A 22,460-nucleotide genomic window follows, 5' to 3' on the forward strand; every position below is an offset into this window, starting at 1 on the left:
CGGCGCATCAGACCATCAAATCTGGGGGAAATTGTACTCGCAAACAGACAATAACACAAGAAAAATCATGCTGTTATGAATATTTCAGGGGCGACCATGGAGTGTCGGCGCGCGAGGCATTGAGCGTGGATCGCCCCAGGACCAAGCCGTTCAAGGCCTACGAGCCCGGCTTCGTCCACATCGATGTGAAGTACCTGCCGCAGATGGCGGACGAAACCGCGCGGCGTTACCTGTTTGTGGCCATTGATCGCGCCACCCGCTGGGTGTTCGTGCGTGTCTATGCCAGCAAGAGCGCTACCAACGCCCGGCGCTTCCTGAAGGAATTGCACAAGGCCGCTGCCTTCCGTATCCGAACGATCCTGACCGACAACGGCAAGGAATTCACGGATCGCTTCATCACACGGGGAGAGCGTACGCCGACCGGCAGGCATCAGTTCGATCAGCTCTGCGAGGAGCTAGGCATTGAGCATCGCCTGACCCGCCCAAAACACCCGCAGACCAACGGCATGGTTGAACGCTTCAACGGGCGCATCGCCGACATCCTGCGCACCCATCACTTCCATTCCGGCGAAGAACTTGAGGCCACCATCCTGCGGTATGTCTGGCTGTACAATCACCAACTGCCACAGAAAGCCTTGGGGCATGTCAGCCCCATCCAGGCCATGAAACAATGGCAGCGATCACACCCCGAACTGTTCAACAGACGTGTTACCAATCAGCCGGGACACGACAGCTATGGCATTCAGCTATGCTGACTGATTGAGGCGGATGATGAAGAGCGGCACCGCAGCCAGCCCACTACGACCGCTTCAACGCTTCACCCTACGCCGGCGCGTCGCCAAGAGGAGCTTGTCAGCTTTAGGCTGATATGATGATGGGGTTATGTTCTTGAATCTAGGCCGATTCAGCCTCGGAATCCTCGCTCTGCTCGCCCACCTCGGCGGCTGGGCACAGGCGCCGTCGGTGGCGTTGTACTACGGCGAGACCTGGCGGCCCGAGCTGACGGCGTTCGACATCGTCGTGCTGGAACCCGCCTACGGCCACGATCCCCAGCGCCTGCGCGCGCCGGGGATGGAGCCGTTCGCTTACGTCAGCGTAGGGGAGCTGCCCGACCACCACCCCGGCGCCGCGCAAGCGCCAGCCGGGTGCCTCTCGTCGGTGCGCAACCCGCACTGGGGCGCACGGATCTGGAACCACGCCGAGGCGGCGTGCCGCGGATTCTGGATCGAGCAGGTCTTTGCGCCGTTGTGGCAGCGCGGCTGGCGCGGGTTTTTTCTCGACACGCTGGACAGCTACCGGCTCGACCCCCAACTCGACCCCACACGCCAGCAAGCCGCTCTGGCGGAACTCATCCGCGCCATCCGGCAACGCGCCCCTCAAGCGCGCCTGATGCTCAACCGCGGCTTTGAGCTTTTGCCGCAGGTGGCCGACGCGGTGGAGTTGGTGGCGGCGGAATCGCTGCTGCACCGCTTCGACGCCGCCCGCGGCGCTTACAGCCCCACGTCCGAGGCCGACCAGCAGTGGCTGCTGCAGCAGCTGCGCCAGGCGCAGCAGCGCTATGGCAAGCCGGTGGTGGTGATCGACTACGTCGCGCCCGCCGAACGCGCGCAGGCGCGCGAAGTGGCCAAGCGCATCGAGCAGCTGGGCTTCATCCCCTACGTCACCGACGGGCTGTTGCAAGGCGTGGGCGTTGGGCGGGTGGAAAGCCTGCCGCGGACGTTGTTGATCCTGCTGGACCGTCAGCGCCACCCCGATTTGCAAACCACACCCATGCTGCGCTGGATCGATATGCCAGCCCAATATCTGGGCTACCGCACCGAAGTGGTGTCGCTGCAGGGGCCCTTTCCGCAGGAGCCGCTCAGCGGGCATGTGGCCGGCATCATCGTTTGGGGCGAGGGCCCGGCGCCCGATCCGGCGGGATTGCACGCCTTTTTGCGCCGCGCGCGGGCCGAAGGGCTGCCGATCCTGGTGCTGAACGAGTGGACGCTGGATCCGCGCGTGCTGGATCCAGCGCTGCGCACGGTGCGCATCGCGGCGCAGACCCCGCTGCAGCACGAGCGGCTCGGCGCTGAAACCCGCCCGCCGGCCCGACTGCCGGGGCCGGCGACGGGCCTGGCCGGCCCCGACCTGCGCCGCTGGGCGTGGGCCGGGACGGGGGCGTTGGTCGGCGCCGCGCCGTGGGGCGGCTTTGCGCTGCAGCCGGCGCTGGTGGATTTCGTGCCAGGTTTCAAGCAGGTGCGTTGGCTGCCCGATCCGTTTGCGCTGCTGACCGAAGCGCTGCGGCTGCCGCCGATGCCGGCGCCGGACGTCACCACCGAAAGCGGGCGGCGGCTGCTGACCATCCACATCGACGGCGACGGCTTCGTCAACCGCGGTGAATGGCCCGAGCGCCCCTTGGCGGGCGAGGTGCTGCGGCGCTTCATTGAGCGCCACCCTTGGCCGCACAGCATGTCGCTGATCGAGGCCGAGCTTTCGCCGCAAGGCCCCTATCCGGACACTGCCGAAGAAGCGCAGCGCATCGCGCGGCGTCTGTTCGAACTGCCATGGGTGGAAGCCGCCACCCACACTTTCAGCCACCCCTACCGCTGGCAGCTGCTGGAGCAGTCTGCGCGCAACGGCGACGATGTCACCGAGCTGAATTACAATCTGGCCATCACCGGCTACCAATTCAATATGCGGCGTGAGGTCGAAGGCAGCGTGTCGTTCATCCGCGGCCTGTTGCCATCGGGCAAAGACGTGCGGCTGCTGTTCTGGTCCGGCGACTGCAACCCGAGTGCCGACCAAATCGTCCACGTGCGACGCGCCGGCCTGCTCAACCTCAACGGAGGCGATACCATCAAAAGCCAGCAATGTCCGAGCCTGACCTGCGTGGCCCCGATAGGCGTCGTCAAGGACGGGCAGTTGCAGGTCTATGCACCGCTGGCCAACGAAAACCTCTACACCAACCTGTGGACTGGGCCGTTCTGGGGCTATCAACGCGTTATCGAAACGCTGGAAATGACCGAGCGGCCCCGCCGCCTGAAACCCGCCAGCATCTACTACCACACCTACTCCGCCTCCAAGCCCGCCTCGCTGCAGGCGCTGGAAAAAGTCTATGCGTGGGCGCGCGCGCAGCCGCTGCACCCGCAGCCGGTCAGCGCCTACGTGCGCAAGGTCGAAGATTTTTTTGAGCACGTCGCGGTGGCGCGGCTGGCCGACGGGCGCTGGCTGCTCAAGGGCCGTGGCGATCTGCGCACCGTGCGCCTGCCGCCGGGCAGCCGCCCCGACTGGGCGCGCAGCGCAGGCGTGGCCGGCTACGCCGACCATCCTTCCGGCACGTATGTCCATCTGGCCAGCCTGCCGGCTGAGCTCGCGCTGCGCGAGGCAGCCGGCACCGACGATCCCCCTTATCTGATCAGCGCCAACGCCGCCATCGACCAGCACGAGGCCGTGGCGGCGCAGCGCTGGCGCTGGCGCTTGCAAGGCCACGTCCCCGTGGAAGCCGAATGGCGCGTGCCGGACGGCTGCCGCCTGATCCCTGCCACTTCCGCCACGGTGACCGCATCCGCAGGTCACCGCGTTCGCGTCACGAGCCCCCATGCAACGGTCACCCTGGACATCGACTGCACGCCCCGCTGAGCGTCCGGCGCGCGCCGTGCCGCCTTGGAGCGTCGCGCTGCTGGCGCTCGGGGTGGCGGCAGGGCTGGCGGCGCTGCAGTGGCGGCAACACGCCGGCGGCTCCAGCCATCAGGCTCAGGCGCTCGAACGCCTCGTGCAAGCCGTCGCCCCCGAAGACCCGCGCTCGGATTCAACGGCCCTGATGGCCGAAGCCGAACGCCTCTTGCAGGAACGCCGCTCGGCAGAGGCGCTGGCGCTGCTGACGGCGCTGCAAGCCCAAGGCAGCGTGGAACAGCAAGCGTGGGCCCGGCAGCGCGCTTGGTATGCGCGCTGGCAGCTGTGGCACGCGCAGGGCTGCGCCGACCCCAAAAACAAGGCGGTGGCGTGCGAGGCCGACGCCGGCGCGCTCACCGCCGACGCCTGGCCCCTGCTGCGGGAGCCCGAAACCGCGCTGCCGCCCGCCATGCGCGAGCTGTTGCAACAGTGGCTCTGGCAGCGCGCGCCGCTGGATCAGCTGCGCGCGCAAGCCCAGGCGCTCACCGCCCCCAACCCCGCCTTTGCGCCGCTGCCTGAGATCCTGAGCCGCGCCGCCCAGGCCGCGCTGGCGGCAGGGCTGCATCGGCGCAGCGCGGAGCTGTGGCTCTGGGCCGCCGAGCTCAGCCCGCCCGGCGCGCAGCGGCTGCACGCCTGGGGCCAAGCGTTGCGCGCGCTGGAAAGCGCCGGCCAATGGCCGCTGCTGCTGCGCTGGCTGCAAGACCACGAGGATTGGTTCGCCCACGACCGTCAGAGCTTGCTCGAGGCGGTGCGGCTCAGCCGCGCCGCCGGCCAGCCGAAATTGGCGTTGCGCTACGTCAACAAGCTGCTGGCCCTCACCGAGCGGACGGCCCCCGCGCCGACACCCCAAGCGGCTCGCTTGAGCGACGCCAGCGCCATGCCCGGCTGGGCGCTGGGCCCGCGGCTGTGGGCGTGGCAACGCGCGCAGGCCTACGCAGCCGTATCGCCCGGCGGCTGGCGGCGCATCGCCTGGCCGACATCTGAAACGGCAACCCCTTCCCACCCTGTGCCTAGCGCCAAGCCGACCCTCGACTTAGAGGTCATGGAACTGGCCTATCAAGTCTTTCTGGAAAACCGCAAGCTTGACAACGCGCTGGCGCTGGCACAGCGCGTGGTGCAGCAGCGCCAAGACGACCTGCGTTGGCTGCGCCGGCTGGCCCAGGTGGCGGAATGGAACCAGCGCCCCGAGCTGGCGCTGGAATCATGGTGGCAGATCGCGCGCCTAAGTGACGAAGCTGCAGCCTGGCAAGCTGTGCGACGCCTCTCAATTGGTTTGCTGCGCGACGACGCCTATGTCGCTTACCTGCAGCAGCGGCTGCGCCGCCAGCCCGCAGAGGCCGCGACCTGGCTGGAGCTGGCCAGCGTGCAGGAGCGGCTCGGCGCCCCGGAGTCAGCCTGGCAAACCCTGCAACGCGGCTGGCAACATCAGCCCGATGCGGCGCTGGCGCGCGCTCTGGCCGAATTGGCCGAGCGGCTGGGCCGCGCGCGCGAGGCCCTTGTTTGGTGGAGCCGCAGTGCCGCGCTGCCTTGGCCGGCGGAACTGGCGCAACGCGTGGCGCTGTTGCATCTGCTGCTGGACGAGCGTGAACAGGCGCTCATGGTGCTGCGTCAAGCGCAGGAGCCGCAGACCGGCACTGCCGAGGCCGACGACTACCGCCGGCTGCGCGCCGAGCTGGCGCTGGAAAGCGGCGACGCCGACGACGCGAGCCGCCAACTGCGCGTCTTGGCCGAGCGGCCGCAGGCCAGCGCGCAAGACCTGGCCGACTGGGAATACGCCCTCGAAGTGGCCGGGCGCGATCTGGATGCGGCGCAAGCCGCAGCGCTGCTGTGGCACCGCCACCAGCAGGAGGACGCGCTGATCCGCGCCGTCACCCGCTGGCAAAACCACGCTCGGCTGGATGCGGCGCAAACGCTGCTGGCCTCGCTGACCGAGGCGCAGCGCGCCCAGCTGGAGCGCAACCCGCGCTACCTGGTGGCCGCCGGACGCCAGGCATGGCAAACGGGCCAATGGCCCGAGGCGCGCCGCCTCTACGGCCTGGCGCTGCAACGCGCGCCGCAAGACGCCGACATCGTGGAGGCCGCCCTGTGGTTCACGCTCGACACCCAGGACGTGGCCGCGGTGCGCCGCCACTGGAGCCGCCATGGCGCCGTGGTGCAAGACCGGCTGGAGCTGCGCGTGGCGATGGCCCTCACGCTGGGCGACGTGGCCGAAGCGTGGCGCCTGACCGCCCCTACCCTGCGCGAGCGCCGCCACGACCCGCTGTGGCTGACCCAAGCCGCCGACATCCTGCAAGCGCTGGATCGGCACGACGAAGCCTGGCAGCTGCGGCTGCACACCTGGCGCCAGCTGCGCCACCAACCGCTGGCGCCGCAGACCATGCTGCCGATCCTGCGAGCGCGGCTGAGCGCCTTTTTGCAGCCCGGCGACGCTGAGTGGGCCGCGCTGCGCGAGGTGGCCGCGCTGCCCGACACCGCCGCGGCGCGCCGCGTGCTGCTGGCGCAGTGGATCCTGCGCGGCCAGTATTCCGCCGCACGCGCCTGGATGCTACGCCGCGTGGTGCAGGGTCTGGCCCAGCCGGGCTGGGCCGAGCTGGCGGTGGCCCTGGCCGAAGACGACCGCGAAACCCTGCAGCGTCTGCTGGACGACCCGCGCCCGCTGCCGCGGCGCGACATCGTGCAAGCCGCCCGACGGCTGGACGAGGCGCAAGCCGCCACACTGGCCGCCGAAGGGCTGGAGCGCTACCCCGACGACGACCTGCTGCACGAGCAGTGGGTGGCCCTCACGCGCAGCCAACGCAATCGCTTTAGCGTCGAGCTGCAACGCACCGAGCGCGTCGCCTGGGACGATTTGCATACGCTGTTGGACTGGCAGGCGCTGTTGACCCCGCATCTGCGCTTCAGCGTCACGTTGCAGCGCTTCGACCGCACCCTGCAGCGGCCCGATCTGCTCGGTGCGGCGCCAAGTGAGCGGCAACTGCAGCTGCGCCTGGATGCGGGCGATGCGCGCGCTGCCTGGCAGTGGCGTCTGGGTTGGATGGAGGCGCTGGGCTCGCACACCTCGTTGGGCTTGCGCTGGCAGCACCGCTGGGATCGCCTGCAGCTCGGCCTGGAAGCCGCCTGGGGCGAGCCAGCCAGCGCCAGCGACAACCTGCGCCTGATCGGGCTGCAGGACTGGCTGGGCGCCGACCTCGTCTGGCCGTTACAACCCACGCTGGCACTTAACGTGCGGACAAGCGCCGCGCGCTGGCGCGCGCAGCCTGACGGGGCCTCCCTCGGTCGCGGGCAGCGGTTGGACGTGATCCTCAGCTGGCAGGCCGAAGGCAACCCGCACGGCCTGCGCGTCGATCTGGGCTGGAACCGGCAACGCTACCGCGCCACCGACCCCAACACCCTGCCGGCCCTGCGCGCGCTGTTACCGGCGGGCACCACCCTGTTCGCGCCGGATGCCTTCGTGCCGCGCAGCCGCACGCAGTGGGCGCTGACCGTCAGCCACGGGCTAACGCTGCAGGCCGAGCCGCGGCGGGGCTGGCTGCCGTATGCGGCGCTGACCTGGTCCACCGACAGCGAACTCGGGGTCGGCCTCGGCGGCCAATTGGGCCTCGCGGGCAGCGTGCTGGGCCACGACCGCGGCCTGATTGGGCTTCAGCTCGACCGCAACCTCGGCACCAGCCCCAGCTTGACCCGCCGCCTGCTGCTGCGCTACTGGGCCGATTGGTGATCCTTGCCTTCAACCCCAACAAACCATGACAAAGGAACCCGCCATGCGACGACGCTCCTTGCTGATCGCCACCGCCGCTGTGTTGAGCTTGAGCGCCTGCTCCACGGTACAACGCTCCAGCCGCTCCACGTTGCAGCCCAATGCCGTGTGGGCAGTGGCCCCTTTCAGCAACCACACCGAAACCCCGATGGCCGGCCGTCGTGCGCAGAGCATCGTCACCGAATGGCTGGCCGCGTCCGTGTCGCCGTCGGTGGTCACGCCCCCGGTGGAGTGGCTGGATGAAAGCCTGTTTGAAAAAGGCCAATTGCGCAGCACGCCCGAGCTGTTGCAATGGGCCCAGTCCGCTGGCGCGCGCTACCTGGTCATCGGCCAGGTTTCGGAGTGGCGCTACAAGGTCGGCGTCGATGGCGAGCCGGCCGTGGGCCTGGCGCTGACGGTGCTGGATGTCGGCAGCGGCCAGCGTGTTTACAGCGCCGTTGGCGGCAAGAGCGGCTTTTCGCGCGAATCGCTGGCCGGCGTGGCGCAAAAGCTGGTGCGTGAGCTGCTGGGGCCGCTGGCGCCATGACAGCGCTGGCCTTGCGCTCCAGCCCCACACTGGCGCAGCGTTGGGATCACGCCCAGCCTCGCCCGTGGGCGCTGATCGAAGCCGTGGCGCTTCCGCTGCTGGCGGGGCTGCTAACCTTAGCGGTGGGCAGCCCGGGCTGGTTAAGCGGTGAGCGGGGTTTTCCGTGGGCGTGGCTGGCGCCGTGGATCGTCACGCTGCGCTACGGCACCCTGGCTGGCGCGCTGGCCGCCGCGTCGCTGACCGCCGTCGGCATGGTATGGCTGGGCGCCAGTTTCGCCCAGGACGACGGATCGGGCTGGGCGGGGGGCTGGATCGTCACCCTGATCCTGGGCGAGTTCGCCGACCGCTGGATCGAGCGGATGCGCCGGCATCAAATTGAGCGCGACTACGCCGAAGATCAGCTGCAACGCTTGAGCCGCCAGCACTACACCCTGCGCCTGTCGCACGATCGACTTGAACAGGAGCTGCTGCACCAGCCGCTGACGCTGCGCGCGACGCTGGAGCAGCTGCGCCGCCTGGGGCCGGATACCCCCGATGGCGAGGCAGGCCGCCTGCTGCTGCAGCTGCTGGCCGGCTTTGCCAAGGTGCAGCAGGCCACGCTGCACCGGCTCGACGAGGCAGGCCGGCCTGACCCCGCGCCGCTGGCGCACTTGGGCCCGCCGCAGCCCCTCAATCCTGATGACCCGATGGTGACCCAGGCGCTGCGGCGAGGCCGGCTCGCCCACGTGCGCGACGTCGCGGAGCTGGCCGCCTCGCGCTACCGGGTCGTGCTGCCATTCGGGCTCGACGGTCAGGCGGCGCAGTGGCTGCTGGCGGTGCATCACCTGCCGTTTCTGGCGCTGCACGATGGCACGCTGGTGGCGCTGCAGGTGCTGTGCGACGACTTCGCCGCGTTGCGCCAAGCGCGTCTGAGCACGGCCGACGTGCTGCGCCGGCAGCTTGGCTGCGCCGCGGATTTCGCACTGGAGCTGCAGCGGCTGCATCGGCTGCAGCAGCGCTGGGGCCTTTCTTCGACGCTGGGCGTGCTGCAAGCCCGGGACGCGGCGGCTGCCAACTGGCTGCCGCGGATTGCAGCGCAACTGCGCTCGCTCGACCTCAGCTGCGAGCCGGCTCCAGGTCGTCTGCTGGTGTTGTTGCCGCTGACGCACGGAGCAGGCAGCGAAGGCTTTTTTCAACGCTTGGAGCAGTGGCTGCAACAACAAGGAGGGGGCGGCTTGTCTGAGGCAGGCTTGCGCTGGCGCGTGCGCACGCTGGATGCGCCGCCGGCTGAGCTGCTGCGCTGGGGCACGGAGGGCCCATGAGACGGCTGCCGCGAGGCGCGCTGGCGGCGCTGGCCGGTGTGCTCGGCATCGGCCTGGAACTGGCAGCGCTGGCGACCTGGTTTGCGAAGGGGCTGGATCGGGCATCGCTGCCCGCGTTCTGGGCCGCGCACACGGCAGCCAGCGCGTTGCTGGCCGCTGCTCTGGCACTGGGCTTGGCCCGCAAGCGCACGCAACGTCGCCCGGCAGGGGTGGCGCTGGTTGGTACGCTGTTGATGGCCTGGCCGGTGCTGGGCTGGGCGCTGTTGCCGCTGGCGCTAGGGCGAATGCGCCGCCTGCAGCCCCGCCCGCCACGCCAACGCTTCGGCGAAGTGCGCTTGCCGCCGCTGGAGCGCATCGAACCCAGGCGCTTGGCGCGCCGCGTGGCGGGGCTTGGAGCGCAGGTGGCGCGCGGCTCTGCGCCGCTGCCGTTGCAGCAGCAAGTGCTGACCCTGCTGACGCAGCGCCCCTCCGCCGCCGGCAACCAAACCCTGGCTGCGCTGCGCGAAACCGGCCAGCTGGAGGATGTGCGGCTGCTGGCCTACGGCGTGCTCGACCGCCAGCAGCAGCGCCTGCAGAACTGGATTGCGCAAGCGCGCGCAGCGCTGCCCGCCGCCGCCGACCCGGCGCGGCTGTGGGCGCTGCTGGCCGAGCTGCACTGGGAGCTGGCGCACCAAGGGCTCGCCAGCGATGACCTGCGCGAGCACGCGCTGCAGCAGACCCTGCACTGGCTGCAGGCGCTGCAACAGCGGCAAGGCGAACTCGCGCCTAGGCTACGGCTGCTGCGGCTGCGGGCCTGGCTGGCCTTGGGCCGGCGCGACGCCGCCCGCGCCGAGGTGGAGGCGATGGCGCGCGAACCCAGCCCGGATCCTGCCTGGCTGCCCTACATGGCCGAGTGGGCCTACGAGGCGAACCAACTGGATCTGTGCCGGCGCTGGCTCGGCCAGCTGCCCGCCACGCTGCTGAGCGACAAATTGCAACCCGTGGTTCGTTATTGGACGCGCGCATGAACGCCGACGTGATGCTGCTGCTGGAAGGCACCTACCCTTACACCCGCGGCGGGGTGGCGGCCTGGGTCGATCAGCTCGTGCGCGCGCACCCGCAGCTGCGCTTTCATGCGGTCTATATCGGCGCGCGCGCCCGCGAAGCGGGCGCGCCGGTCTATACCCCGCCACCCCATGTGGCGGCTCTGGACACGATCTGGCTGTTCGAGCCGCAAGAGCTGCGCCCTCCGCCCGAGGTGCGCCGCCGCCTGCACGAACCCGCGCCGGCATGGCAAGCCGCCGTGCAGCGCTGGCACGACGTTTTTTTGGGCTTGCAGTCAGCGCCTGCCACGCTGGGGGCCGAAGTGGCCGAGGCGCTGCTGCGCGACGACGGGCTGCAAGCCCGGCACTATCTGCACTCGGACTTCAGCTGGACGATGATCGGCGAACGCTACCAGCGCCACTGCACCGACCCCTCGTTCGTCGATTACTTCTGGACCAGCCGCACGCTGCACGCGCCGCTGTGGACGCTGGCGCGCTGGGCGCGGCAGTTGCCGCCGGCGCGGGTGTATCACAGCATCTCCACGGGCTACGCGGGGTTTCTCGGCGCGCTGCTGAGCCACCGCGACCGCCGCCCGCTGATCCTGACCGAACACGGCATCTACACCAAGGAACGGCAGATCGACCTGGCGCTGGCCACCTGGGTGCCCGACAACCGCCACCCGCTGCTGCGCGACGACACCGAAACGCCTTACCTGCGCGGCATGTGGGCCCGCTTCTTTGAGTGGCTGGGCCGTTTTTGCTACGAGCGCGCCGACCCCATCGTGTCGCTTTACGAAGCCAACCGGCAACGTCAAATCCGCGACGGCGCTGCGCCCGAGCGCACGCGCGTCATCCCCAACGGCATCGACGTGGAAGCGTTGGCGGCGGCGCGCCGCCCCGCCGGGGCTGCCATTCCGCGCGTGGCGGCGCTGATCGGGCGCGTGGTGGCCATCAAAGACATCAAGACCTTCATCCGCGCGATGCGCCGCGTGGCCAACCTGCGGCCTGACATCGAAGGCTGGATCGTCGGCCCCACCGACGAAGACCCCGACTACGCCGAGGAGTGCCGCACGCTGATCGAGCAGCTCGGGCTGCAGGATCGCGTCAAGATGCTGGGCCTGCAGCGCACGCCTGAAGTGCTGCCGCGCGTCGGCGTCACCGTGCTGTCTTCCATCAGCGAGGCGCTGCCACTGGTGGTGCTGGAAAGCCTGGCGGCGGGCATCCCCGTCATCAGCACCGACGTCGGCGCCTGCCGCGAGCTCATCGAAGGCTGCCCGACGGATGCGGACGACCTGGCGCTGGGCCCGGCAGGGCTGGTGGTGCCGCCGGCGCAACCCACGGCGCTGGCTGATGCCATCGTGGCGCTGCTGGACGACCCGCCGCGCTGGCATGCCATGGCCGAGCGCGGCCTGGCGCGCGTGCAGCGGCGCTACCGCGACCGCGACATGCACGCCGCTTACCGGCAGCTTTATGCCGACGCTCTGGAGCGCGCCTGACCATGGCTGGCATCGGCTTTGAACTGCGCAAGCTGCTGGATCGCGGCACGTTCTGGAGCGGGGCGCGCGCCTACGCCTACGCCGGGCTGATCGGCTCCGGGCCGTGGGTGCTGTCGATCCTGGGCATGCTGCTGGTCGGCATCCTGTGCGCCAGCATCGTGGTGCCGCCGTCGCTGGTGACGCAATTTCAAACCACCGTCACGTACCTGGTGGCCGGCAGCCTCATCGCCAGCGGCGGGCTGCAGCTGGTGCTGACGCGCTACTGCGCCGACCGCCTGTTTGAACGCCGCCCGCAGCGCGTGCTGCCCGCGCTGCACGGCACGCTGGCGCTGCTGCTGCCGCTGGCCACGCTGGCAGGCGTCGGGGTGGCGCTGTGGCTGCCCGAGGTCAGCGGGCTTTACCTGGTGCTCGCGCTGGCGTGCTGGGTGGCGCTGTGCGCGGTGTGGATGCTGGCGGTGTTGCTGTCGGGCCTGAAGCGCTACCGCGCGCTGGTGGCGCTGTTTGCCGCCGGCTATGGCAGCACCGTGTTGCTGGCCTATCCGTTCTCACTGCTCGGCTGGGGGCTGGAAGGTCTGCTGGCGGCGTTCTTGATCGGGCAGCTGATCCTGCTGGGCGGCCTGTGGCAGGTCATCGTGCGCGGCTACCCCTCCGCCCACTGGGTGGGGCTGGATTGGCTGCGCCAGCCCCGCTTCTACCCCAGCCTGTGGCTCGCCGGCACGGCTTTCAACCTGGCGGTGTGGGCCGACAAATTCATCTTTTGGCTCGCCCCCGGCACCTCGGTGGAAGTCATCAGCGTGCTGCGCAGCAGCCCGGTGTATGACGTGCCGGTGTTTCTGGCCTACCTGGCCATCGTGCCTGGCATGGCGATTTTTCTCGTGCGCATCGAAACCGACTTTGTCGAGTATTACGACAAGTATTACGACGCCGTGCGCGGCGGCGGCAGCCTGACCCACATCCAAACCCTGCGCGATGAAATGATCCTGACCGTGCGCACGGGGCTGGCGGAAATCGGCAAGTGGCAAGCGATTGCCACCTTGCTAGCGCTGCTGGCGGGGCCGGCCTCGTTTGAGCTGCTCGGGCTGGATGCGGCGCTGCTGCCGCTCTTTTACGTGCAGGTGATCGGCGCCGGGCTGCAAGTCATGATCCTGGCGCTGATCAACGTGCTCTATTACTTTGACCGGCGGCACGACGTGGCACTGCTGACCGTCGTGTTCTTCGTCGCCAACGTGGTTTTGACGCTGCTGAGCCTGGCCTTAGGGCCATCGTTTTACGGCTACGGCTTTGCCGCTGCCGCGCTGCTGACGGTGGCGCTGGGGCTGGTGCGGCTGGATCGGTGCCTGGGCCGGATCGTTTTCGACACCTTCATGAAACAGCCGTGAGAGCTCAAGCCGGCGGCCGCGGCCACGCATCGCCAAACCCCCGCACCCGGCCCCGGCGGTCTGGGGTACGATGGCCCCATGACCGTCACGATCCAGTTCCTCGGCGGAGCCGGCACCGTCACCGGCTCCAAGTACCTCCTGCGCCACGATGGCCAGCAGCTGCTGGTCGATTGCGGCCTGTTCCAGGGCTACAAGGCGCTGCGGCTGCGCAACCGCGCCCCGCTGCCCGTGGTGCCCGGCCACATTGGGGCGGTGGTGCTCACCCACGCGCACCTGGACCACAGCGGCTACCTGCCCTTGCTGGTGCGCGAGGGCTTTCACGGCAAGGTGTGGTGCACGCACGCCACGCGCGACCTGTGCGAGATCCTGCTGCCCGACAGCGCCCACCTGCTCGAAGAGGACGCTGCGTTTGCCAACCGGCACGGCTTTTCCAAGCACCAGCCTGCGTTGCCCCTGTACACGGTGGCCGACGCCCAACGCGCGCTGCGCCATTTGCACCCCCATCCGGTGTACCAGGCGTTCGAGCCGCTGCGTGGTTGGCGCGTGCAGTTTTTCGGTGCGGGCCACATTCTGGGGGCGGCGCAGGTGCTGCTCGAGGTGGGCGGGCGGCGCATTCTGTTTTCGGGCGACCTGGGCCGCGCTGACGATGTGCTGATGCTGCCGCCCGATCCACCGCCACAGGCCGACGCGGTGGTGGTGGAGTCCACCTACGGCAACCGGCAGCACCCCGCCGACCTCAACCTGATTGACGAACTAGGCCCCCTGCTGGCGCGCGTGGCGGCGCGCGGTGGTACCGCCGTGGTGCCGGTGTTTGCCGTGGGGCGCGCCCAGGCCATCCTGTACGCCATCGCGCAACTGAAGCGCCAGCGCCGTCTGCCTTCGGCGCTGCCCGTGTACCTGGACAGCCCGATGGCCATCCACGCCACCGCGTTGTTGCAGCAGCACCTGGGTGAGCACCGCCTCAACCACCACGAGGTGCAGCAGCTCATGCGCTCCGTCAAGGCCACCTCCACACCGGACGAGTCCAAAGCCATCGCCCGCCAATCCGGCCCCAAGGTGATCCTGGCCGGCAGTGGCATGGCCGCCGGGGGCCGGGTGTTGCACCACCTCAAACTGTACCTGGGCGACCACCGGCACATGGTGATCCTGACCGGCTACCAAGCCCCCGGCACCCGCGGCGACAGCTTGCAGCGCGGCGCCGCGACGCTGCGCATCCACGGCGAAGACTGGCCGGTGCGCGCCGAAGTGGCGCAGTTGCAATCGGCCTCGGCCCACGCCGACAGCGACGGCCTGATGGCTTGGCTCGGCGCCGTCCCCGGGCAGCCGCAGCACACCTTCATCGTGCACGGCGAGCCCGACGCCGCCGACGCGCTGCGCTGCCGCGTCGAGCGCGAGCTGCGCCGCAGCGCGCGGGTGGCGGAACATGGGGCGGTGTGGGCGGTGTAAGTCAGCCGCCGGTGACCTGCTGCAAAAACGCCCACACCCCCTCATCCTCGGTGAACGCAACGTTGAAGCGCAGCCACGGGCTGGGGTTGAGGTCCAGCGCGAACAGATGCCCTGGCCCCAGCAAAATGTCGTGCTCGGCCGCTTGGTACGCCAGCGTCGAGGCGTTGTCGATGCGGGGGTGGCGGGCCCACAAAAACATGCCGGCCCCGGGCTGGGCAAACAGCTCGAAGCCCAGCGTCTCCAGCCGCTGCGCGCAACGCTGCTGCGCCTGCGCCAGCCGTTGGCGCAAGGCACGCAAGTGCTTGCGCCAGCGCCCGTCGGTCAACGCGCCGTAGGTCAGGCGCTCGGCAAACTCGGATGAGGTCAGCCCGGCGATCATTTTGAGCTGCGCCAGATCCTCCAGCACGTCCGGGTGCGCGGCCACGAAGCCCACACGCAGATTCGGCGAAATCGTCTTGGAAAAGCTGCCGATGTGCACGACCCGCTGCAGCTGATCCAGGCTGGCCAGCGAGGGCCGCGGCTCCGGGTCGAGGTCGGCGTAGATGTCGTTTTCGACGATGCGCAGACCATGACGCTCGGCCAACTGCAGCACGCGGTGAAGCTGGGCCAGGTTGGCCACCGAGCCGGTGGGGCTTTGCAGCCGCGGCTGGGTGAAAAAAACCGTCGGCTTGTGCTCGAGGATGCGCGCTTGCATCGTTTCGATGTCCCAGCCCCACGGCGTGCGTGGCGCGCCGATCAGGCGCGCGCCCAAAAAACGCAGCGAAAACAGCAGGTTCGGGTAGCCCGGCTCGTCCACCAGCACAGCGTCGCCGGGGCGTACCAAGCGGCGTGCCACCAGGTCCATGGCCTGGCTCGAACCCTGGGTCAGCAACACCTGGTCGCTGGTCAGCGCGATCTCCTGCTCGGCCAGCAGGTCACGCACCAGCTGGCGCAGCGGCGTGTAGCCTTTGGGTTCGCCGTAGCCGCCAAGGTCCACCGGCTGGGCGGCCAATGCACGCAGGCTGCGTCGCACGCCTTCGCCAAACAGCCAGTCGTGCGGCAGCCAGCCGCAGCCGGGCTTGAGGCGCAGGTGACGGTTTTCAAACACGCGGCGCAGGTACCACATCGAGTCGAAGTGGTACTGGGGCCCAGAGTCCGGCGCCGCTTCGGGGCGGGTGTCGCGGCTGCGCACGAAAAACCCCGAGTGCGGGCGCGAAACGAAGTACCCCAGCGCCACCAGCCGGTCGTATGCATCGACCACCGTGTACACGCTGACGCCATGCGCGTGGGCAAACTGCCGGATCGACGGCGCCTTGGCCCCCGGTCGCAGGGCGCCGCTGCGGATCAGCTCGCGAAAGCCATCGACGATTTGCAGCACGAGCGGAGTGGAGCTTTGGGGGTCGAGCGTAAACATCGCGTTCAAGGTGTACCGGTGCCGCGGGCGGTACAGCCCTCTGCCGCCATGGCCCGCGCTGTATATGGTAGCGGGCGGCGCGATGCGCCAAGATGGCGACACTGCTGGCAGCGCCGCGCGCTGCCCCTTGGAACACTCGACCTTTTGGCTGGAGACCACACCATGCACCGCGACGCCCACCTGAGCACCGCCGCCCACACCAACGCCGCCTGGATGGCGCGGCGCCGCACCGCCCTGCCCGCCGGGCTGGGTCAAACGTACGAAGTGTTCGCCGAACGCGCCCAAGGCGCCGAAATCTGGGACGTCGAGGGCAAGCGCTACATCGACTTCGCCGGTGGCATCGCTGTGCTCAACACCGGCCACCGCCACCCCGCCATCGTCGAGGCGGTTAAGGCCCAACTGGACAAACTGCACCACACCTGCTTTCAGGTGCTGGCCTACCAGCCGTACGTGGAGCTGGCCGAGCGGCTGATCGCCAAGGCCCCGGGCGACTTCGCCAAAAAGGCGTTTTTCCTGTCCACCGGCGCCGAGGCGGTGGAAAACGCGATCAAAATCGCCCGCGCCGCCACCGGGCGGCAGGCCGTCATCGCCTTTGGCGGTGGCTTCCACGGCCGCACGCTGCTGGGCATGGCGCTGACCGGCAAGGTGGCCCCGTACAAGGCGGGCTTTGGCCCCTTCCCCGCCGAGATTTACCACGCCGAGTACCCCAACGCGCTGCACGGCGTGTCGGTGGACGACGCGTTGCGCAGCCTGCACCATATTTTCAAGTACGACGTCGAGCCGCAGCGGGTGGCGGCCATCATCCTGGAGCCGGTGCAGGGCGAGGGTGGTTTTTACGTGGCGCCGTTGGAGTTCGCGCGGGCGCTGCGCGCGCTGTGTGATCAGCATGGCATCGTGTTCATCGCCGACGAGGTGCAAACCGGCGCCGGACGCACCGGCACCTGGCTGGCGTGTGAGCAGTGGGGCGTGGCGCCGGATCTCATCACGATGGCCAAAAGCATGGCCGGTGGTTTCCCGATTTCGGCCGTGATCGGCAAGGCCGAGTTGATGGACGCCGTGCCGGCGGGCGGCTTGGGTGGCACCTACGCCGGGCATCCGCTGGCGTGCGCAGCGGCGCTGGCGGTGCTGGACGTGTTCGAACGCGAACGGCTGCTTGAGCGCTCACGCGCCATCGGCGAACGGCTGCGTGCGGGGCTGACGGCGATGATGTCGCGCCACCCCGAAATCCGCGACGTGCGTGGCTTGGGGGCGATGGTGGCCATCGAGCTGTTCGAAGGCGGCGACCTCAACCGCCCGGCGGCCGAGCTGACCCGCCGCCTGTGCAACGAGGCGCTGCAGCGCGGCCTGGTGCTGCTGTCGTGCGGGCTGTACGGCAACGTCATCCGCATTCTGGTGCCGCTGACCGCCAGCGACGCGCTGCTGGACGAGGGTCTTGCCATCATGGAGCAGGCGCTCGTCGCGGCCAAGGGTTGATCGGCCCCGTGCCCGCTTGCTGAGGCGGGCGGTGTGTCAACCCCAATGCGCCCACGCAGCGCGACTTTGACCTTCGTCAAACGCGCTGCGTTCCTCGGCCACGGCTGCGCCCCGGGGCACCTACACTGTCGTCCTTGTCGCCACCACCAACCGACAAGGTGTCCATGACGTCGTTGAGCATTGTCGTGCGCCGCGCAGCGCTTGCGATCCTGGGGGGCACGCTCGCGCTTGTGGCTCAAGCCGCCATCCCATCATCACCGCGCCTGCAGCGCATTGCTGACAGCGGGCAGTTGCGGGTGTGCATCTGGCCGGATTACTACGGTGTTTCATACCGCAACCCGCGCTCGCTGGAGCTGTCGGGCATCGACATCGACAACGCACGCCACGTGGCGCGCGCCCTCGGGGTGCAGCCAGTGTTCGTCGACAGCTCGTTTGCACGCCTGATCGACGACCTGCACAGCGACCGCTGCGATGTGGCCATGTTCGCCATTGGCATCACCCCGCAGCGGCAGGGCAAACTCGCGTTCACGCAGCCCCATTTGATCAGCGACGTGTACGCCATCACCACCAAGGCCAACCCGCGCATCCAGCGTTGGGACGACATCGACAAGCCTGGGGTGGTGGTCGTCGTGGCCAAGGGCACGCTGCACGAGCCGCTGATGCGCGAGCGTTTGCGGGCTGCGGAACTGCGGGTGGTGGACACCCCCGCCGCACGCGAACAGGAAGTCTTGTCAGGCCGCGCCGACGTGTTCATGACCGACTACCCGTTTGGCCGCCGCATGCTGGACCTCAACGACTGGGCACGTTTGATCGTCCCTCCCAGCCCCTACCATTTGACCCCGTATGCCTGGGCCATGAAACCGGACGATGACGTGTTTCGTGCGCGCATCGACCAGATTCTGGCGGAGATGAAGGCCAGCGGCCTGTTGCGCAGCCATGCCAAGCGCCACGGACTCGAGCCCATCGTGGCCCCCTGAACCTGCGCCAGGGTCGCCACGGCGGCATGCGTCGGTGCGCCGCTGGGCCGCGACCAGCGCATGGCTCGTGGCCGGGCTGGCGGCGCTGTCGGTGGGGGCCACCGGGTACGTGTTGTGGACCCAACGCCACGACGCGCTCGAACGTGCCCACCACACCGTGGCGCTGCACGCCGCGGCACTGGAAGACACCCTGACCCAAACGCTGCATGTGGTGGAGCTGACCGCCCGAACCCAGGCCGCCGATGGGCCGCCCGCACAACCCGCGGCCGACGTCTTGCTGGCCGCTATCCGGCCACTGCCCTTCGTGCGCTCGCTGTCGCTCACCGACGCCACTGGACGGGTGTTGGTCAGCTCCAACCCACGCAACGTCGGTCTGCGCATCGATCTGGAAGCTCTGTATCCGGTCGGCCATCCCGAAGCCGACGTGGTACGCATCGGCAGCCCAGTGCAAGCACGCGACTGGAGCGACCGTGGTGTCCCCGCACCCGATGGGGTGGCACCCGTCCCAACCTTCGTGCCACTCGGCCTACCCCTAATCCAAGGTGAGCAGCTGCGCTGGATCGTCGTGGCGCTCAACCCGGACCATTTCACCGCGCAGGCGCAGCGCCTGTTCGGCCCCGGAACGCTGCAGGCGATGTGGCTGCGTTACGACGGCGCGCCGTTGTGGAGCACATCGACCGCGGGCACGGCAGGCGGCCTACCCGCCGAGGCACTGACCACGCTGGTGGGGTGGACCCACCAAACCATCGCCGACACGCGTACGCTGGCATCTGAGCACGTTCATGAGGCCCTGATCCTAGGCCACCGCACCTCAGCTCGCTACGCGGCCACGGTGGTGGTGTGGCAGCCCGAATCGGCGGCGTTGCAAGGCTGGCACAGGCAGGCCCGCTACGCGGTGTGGATGCTGGTGCCGTTGCTGGCCGCCCTGGTGGCGCTGGGGACTTTGTTGTGGCGTCGCGGCGTGGCGCTGGCGCGGCAGCAGCGGCAACTGCAGCTGGCCGCCAGCGTGTTCCACCACGCGCAGGAGGCCATCGTCATCACCGACCCCCACGGCACGATCGTGGATGCCAACGAGGCCTTCACCGCCATCACCGGCTACGACCGGCAGGAGGTGCTGGGCCGCAACACCCGCCTGCTCAGCTCCGGCCGCCAAGACCGTGCGTTTTACCAAGCCATGTGGGCCGAACTCATCGCCCACGGGCGCTGGAGCGGCGAAATCTGGAACCGGCGCAAAAACGGCGAGGTGTACGCTGAGCTGCTGACCATCAGTGCCGTGCGCGACGCCCAGGGGCGCGTGCAGCACTACGTCGGGATGTTTTCCGACATCACGCGCCTGAAGGAGCACGAGCAGGCGCTGCAGCGCATCGCGCACTACGACGCCTTGACCGGCCTGCCCAACCGCGTGCTGCTGCACGACCGGCTGCGCCAGGCCATGGCCCGCACACGCCGCAGCCAGCGCAAGCTGGCTGTGGTGTTTCTGGATCTGGACGGCTTCAAAGGCATCAACGATCGGCACGGCCACGCCGTGGGTGACCAACTGCTGGTGCAACTGGCGCAGCGCATGCAGCAGGCGCTGCGCGGCGGCGACACCCTGGGGCGCCTGGGGGGCGACGAGTTCGTGGCCGTGCTGCAGGACCTGGACGACCACACCGCCAGCATCCCGGTGTTGCAGCGGCTGCTGCTGGCCGCGGCCACGCCCGTTGTTGTCGATGGGCACACGCTGCAGGTCACGGCCAGTCTCGGGCTGGCGTTTTACCCGCAGCACAGCGACGTCGATGCCGACCAACTGCTGCGCCAAGCCGACCAGGCCATGTACCAGGCCAAGCTCAGCGGCAAAAACCGCTACCACGTGTTCGACGCCGAGCACGACGCCCATCTGCGCAGCCGCCACGAAATGCTGGAGGCTATCCGGCAAGCCCTGCACGAGGGGCAATTCGTGCTGCACTACCAGCCCAAGGTCAACATGCGCGACGGCACAGTCCTGGGCTTCGAGGCGCTGCTGCGCTGGCAGCACCCGCAACGCGGGCTGCTGGGCCCCGCGGCGTTTTTGCGCACCGTCGAGGAGCATCCGCTCGGGCTGGAGCTGGGCCGCTGGGTGCTGGCCGAGGCGGTGCGCCAAGTGGCGCACTGGAAGACGCAGGGCCTGCACACGCGCGTCAGCGTCAACCTGGACGCGCAGCAGCTGCAGGACCACACCCTGGTGCACGACCTTGAGCGGGTGTTGGCCGACCACCCCACCGTGCAGCCGCAGGACCTGTGCCTGGAAGTGCTGGAAACCACGGCTGTTAGCGACATTCAAGCGGTGGTCGAGGTCATCGACGCCTGCCAGCGGCGGGGGGTGACGTTCGCGCTGGACGACTTCGGCACCGGGTACTCCTCGTTGGCCTACCTGCGCCAATTGCCAGCCCAGGAACTCAAGATCGACCAAAGTTTTGTGCGCGACATGCTGGAAGACCCAAGCGACCTGGCCATCCTGCAAGGCGTGTTGGCCTTGGCGTGGGCGTTCCAGCGCGACGTGGTGGCCGAAGGCGTGGAGACGGTCGAGCACGGCGCGATGCTGCTGCGCCTGGGCTGCGAATGGGGCCAGGGCTGGGCCATCGCGCGCCCGATGCCCGCCGACGAAGTACCGGCTTGGTGCGCCCGCTGGCGCCCCCCTGCGGCATGGACCCAAGTGGGCCGCCTGGCCACGGACGAGGTGCCGGTGGTGTTCGCGATGGCCCACCACCGCCAGTGGATGCGCGCCATCCTCGCCTACCTGGACGGACGGCTCAACACCGCGCCGGAGCTCGACGCCGCACGTTGCACGTTCGGGCATTGGCTGGACCACCTGCCCGCCCACCACGCGTGGCGAGGCGACGGCCGGCTGGCCCACATTCAAGGTTTGCACCAGCAGGTGCACGACGACGCGGCGCGGCTGGTGGCGCTGGCGCGCGCAGGCACCACACCAATGGCCGACCACCCCGACCGGCAGGCCTTGCAAGCGGCCAGCGACGCGCTGATCGAGGCCCTGCTGCAGCTCACACAGCACCCGGTGGCACCTGCACCGCACCAGGCGCATCCCGCGCCACCGCCGCCAACCACGCCTTGAACACCGTCAGCGCCGCGCGCTCGGGGCCTTGGGGCTGCACCAGGTAGTAGGCCCGCCGTGCCTGCAGCGGCCGCGGGCAGGCCACCACCAGCGCGCCGCTGCTGAGTTCCTGCTGCACCAGCAGCGTGGGCATCAGCGCCACGCCCAGGCCAGCGATCGCGGCAGCCACCTGCATCGAAAACAGCTCGTAGCGCGGTCCGGCCATCGCGCGCGGCGCCTGCACACCCTGGGCCTCGAACCAGTCGCGCCACGCCTCGGGGCGGGTCGATTGCTGCAGCAGCGGCAGCTGCACGAGCCCTTGGGGCGTCACCGGCTGCCGCTGGGGCAGCAAGCGCGGGCTGCACACCGGCAACACGTCTTCGTCCATCAAGTGGGTGGCGGTCGTCCCCGCCCACTGCTGCACCTGCTGCGGGGTGCCCGCCCACAGCGCGGCGTCGATGCCGGTGTCGGTGAACATGAACGGACGGGTGCACGTTTCCAGGTGGATCTGCAGCTGCGGATGCCGGGCGGCCAGCCGCGGCAGGCGAGGAATCAGCCAACGGGTGGCGAAGGTCGGCACCGCGGCCAGCGTGAGGCTGTCGCCCACACCGCCACGGCCCATCACGTCCGCGGTGTCGCGCTCCAGCGCGTCCAGGCGCTGGCGCACCTGCCGCGCGTAGTCGGCCCCGGCGGGGGTCAGCACCATGCCGTGACGCGTGCGCCGAAACAAGGGCACGCCCAAAAAGTCCTCCAGCGCCGCCACCTGACGCGACACCGCGCCCTGCGTCAGCGCCAACTCCTGCGCGGCGCGGGTGAAGCTTTGGTGGCGGGCGGCGGCCTCGAAGCACTGCAAGGCTTGCAAGGTGGGCAGACGGCGACGCATGGGGCGCTCCTTTTATGCGTACGGATCATATCTAAGCGCGCATTTTTCGTTTGCCCAACCCTCACCTGCAGGGGTAGCATCGACACCGT

14 protein-coding genes are annotated in these 22,460 nt (G+C 69.2%); 12 read left to right on the top strand and 2 right to left on the bottom strand.

The genetic code is table 11. The features are described 5' to 3' along the window. From EDC36_RS02620 to EDC36_RS02660, 9 genes are all read left to right on the top strand, one after another. Positions 1 to 755: DDE-type integrase/transposase/recombinase (locus tag EDC36_RS02620; RefSeq protein ID WP_243646443.1), on the top strand; the 755-nt coding region annotated here is incomplete at its 5' end. 208 nt (positions 756 to 963) lie between these two features. Beyond that, a complete protein-coding gene (locus tag EDC36_RS02625) occupies positions 964 to 3,618 on the top strand; it encodes a bifunctional glycoside hydrolase/polysaccharide deacetylase family protein (RefSeq protein WP_165902797.1) in 2,655 nt (884 codons plus the stop codon). Continuing rightward, complete coding sequence (locus EDC36_RS02630) at positions 3,578 to 7,369, top strand: tetratricopeptide repeat protein (protein WP_132961721.1); 3,792 nt, start codon at positions 3,578 to 3,580, stop codon at positions 7,367 to 7,369. The genes EDC36_RS02625 and EDC36_RS02630 overlap by 41 nt, the downstream gene beginning before the upstream one ends. Positions 7,370 to 7,412: 43 nt before the next feature. Next, complete coding sequence (locus tag EDC36_RS02635) at positions 7,413 to 7,934, top strand: penicillin-binding protein activator LpoB (RefSeq protein WP_185971204.1); 522 nt, start codon at positions 7,413 to 7,415, stop codon at positions 7,932 to 7,934. Then, positions 7,931 to 9,235 (top strand): PelD GGDEF domain-containing protein, encoded by a 1,305-nt coding sequence (locus EDC36_RS02640; RefSeq protein WP_132961723.1) that lies wholly within the window; start codon positions 7,931 to 7,933, stop codon positions 9,233 to 9,235. The genes EDC36_RS02635 and EDC36_RS02640 overlap by 4 nt, the downstream gene beginning before the upstream one ends. Beyond that, positions 9,232 to 10,242, top strand: coding sequence for a hypothetical protein (locus tag EDC36_RS02645; RefSeq protein WP_132961724.1), 1,011 nt, complete (start codon positions 9,232 to 9,234; stop codon positions 10,240 to 10,242). The genes EDC36_RS02640 and EDC36_RS02645 overlap by 4 nt, the downstream gene beginning before the upstream one ends. Further along, positions 10,239 to 11,753 (top strand): GT4 family glycosyltransferase PelF, encoded by a 1,515-nt coding sequence (gene pelF / locus EDC36_RS02650; RefSeq protein ID WP_132961725.1) that lies wholly within the window; start codon positions 10,239 to 10,241, stop codon positions 11,751 to 11,753. The genes EDC36_RS02645 and pelF overlap by 4 nt, the downstream gene beginning before the upstream one ends. A 2-nt stretch (positions 11,754 to 11,755) precedes the next feature. Continuing rightward, on the top strand, positions 11,756 to 13,132 hold the full coding sequence (gene pelG, locus EDC36_RS02655) for an exopolysaccharide Pel transporter PelG (RefSeq protein ID WP_132961726.1): 1,377 nt from the start codon (positions 11,756 to 11,758) through the stop codon (positions 13,130 to 13,132). Between the two features lie 78 nt (positions 13,133 to 13,210). Then, positions 13,211 to 14,578 carry an MBL fold metallo-hydrolase gene (locus EDC36_RS02660; RefSeq protein ID WP_132961727.1) on the top strand — a complete coding sequence of 456 codons (1,368 nt, stop codon included), beginning with the start codon at positions 13,211 to 13,213 and terminating at the stop codon, positions 14,576 to 14,578. A gap of 1 nt (position 14,579) precedes the next feature. Here the strand turns inward: EDC36_RS02660 and EDC36_RS02665 are convergent, their stop codons facing one another. Further along, the gene (locus EDC36_RS02665) at positions 14,580 to 15,971 is read right to left on the bottom strand and encodes an aminotransferase-like domain-containing protein (RefSeq protein ID WP_132961728.1); all 1,392 of its coding nucleotides are present in this window, start codon (positions 15,969 to 15,971) and stop codon (positions 14,580 to 14,582) included. 162 nt (positions 15,972 to 16,133) lie between these two features. Between EDC36_RS02665 and gabT the strand changes: the two genes are divergently transcribed. The 3 genes from gabT (at position 16,134) to EDC36_RS02680 (ending at position 21,509) form a co-directional block, all read left to right on the top strand. Further along, complete coding sequence (gene gabT, locus EDC36_RS02670; protein WP_132961729.1) at positions 16,134 to 17,444, top strand: 4-aminobutyrate--2-oxoglutarate transaminase; 1,311 nt, start codon at positions 16,134 to 16,136, stop codon at positions 17,442 to 17,444. A gap of 164 nt (positions 17,445 to 17,608) precedes the next feature. Continuing rightward, the gene (locus tag EDC36_RS02675) at positions 17,609 to 18,421 is read left to right on the top strand and encodes an ABC transporter substrate-binding protein (RefSeq protein WP_132961730.1); all 813 of its coding nucleotides are present in this window, start codon (positions 17,609 to 17,611) and stop codon (positions 18,419 to 18,421) included. A gap of 34 nt (positions 18,422 to 18,455) precedes the next feature. Continuing rightward, on the top strand, positions 18,456 to 21,509 hold the full coding sequence (locus EDC36_RS02680) for an EAL domain-containing protein (protein WP_243646444.1): 3,054 nt from the start codon (positions 18,456 to 18,458) through the stop codon (positions 21,507 to 21,509). On the opposite strand, the gene EDC36_RS02685 is transcribed toward EDC36_RS02680, so the two are convergent. Further along, complete coding sequence (locus tag EDC36_RS02685) at positions 21,439 to 22,371, bottom strand: LysR substrate-binding domain-containing protein (protein WP_132961732.1); 933 nt, start codon at positions 22,369 to 22,371, stop codon at positions 21,439 to 21,441. The two genes, EDC36_RS02680 and EDC36_RS02685, sit on opposite strands and share 71 nt — an antisense overlap. Between the last annotated feature and the right edge of the window lie 89 nt (positions 22,372 to 22,460).

This window comes from Tepidimonas ignava (genome assembly GCF_004342625.1).
Lineage (GTDB): Bacteria > Pseudomonadota > Gammaproteobacteria > Burkholderiales > Burkholderiaceae_C > Tepidimonas > Tepidimonas ignava.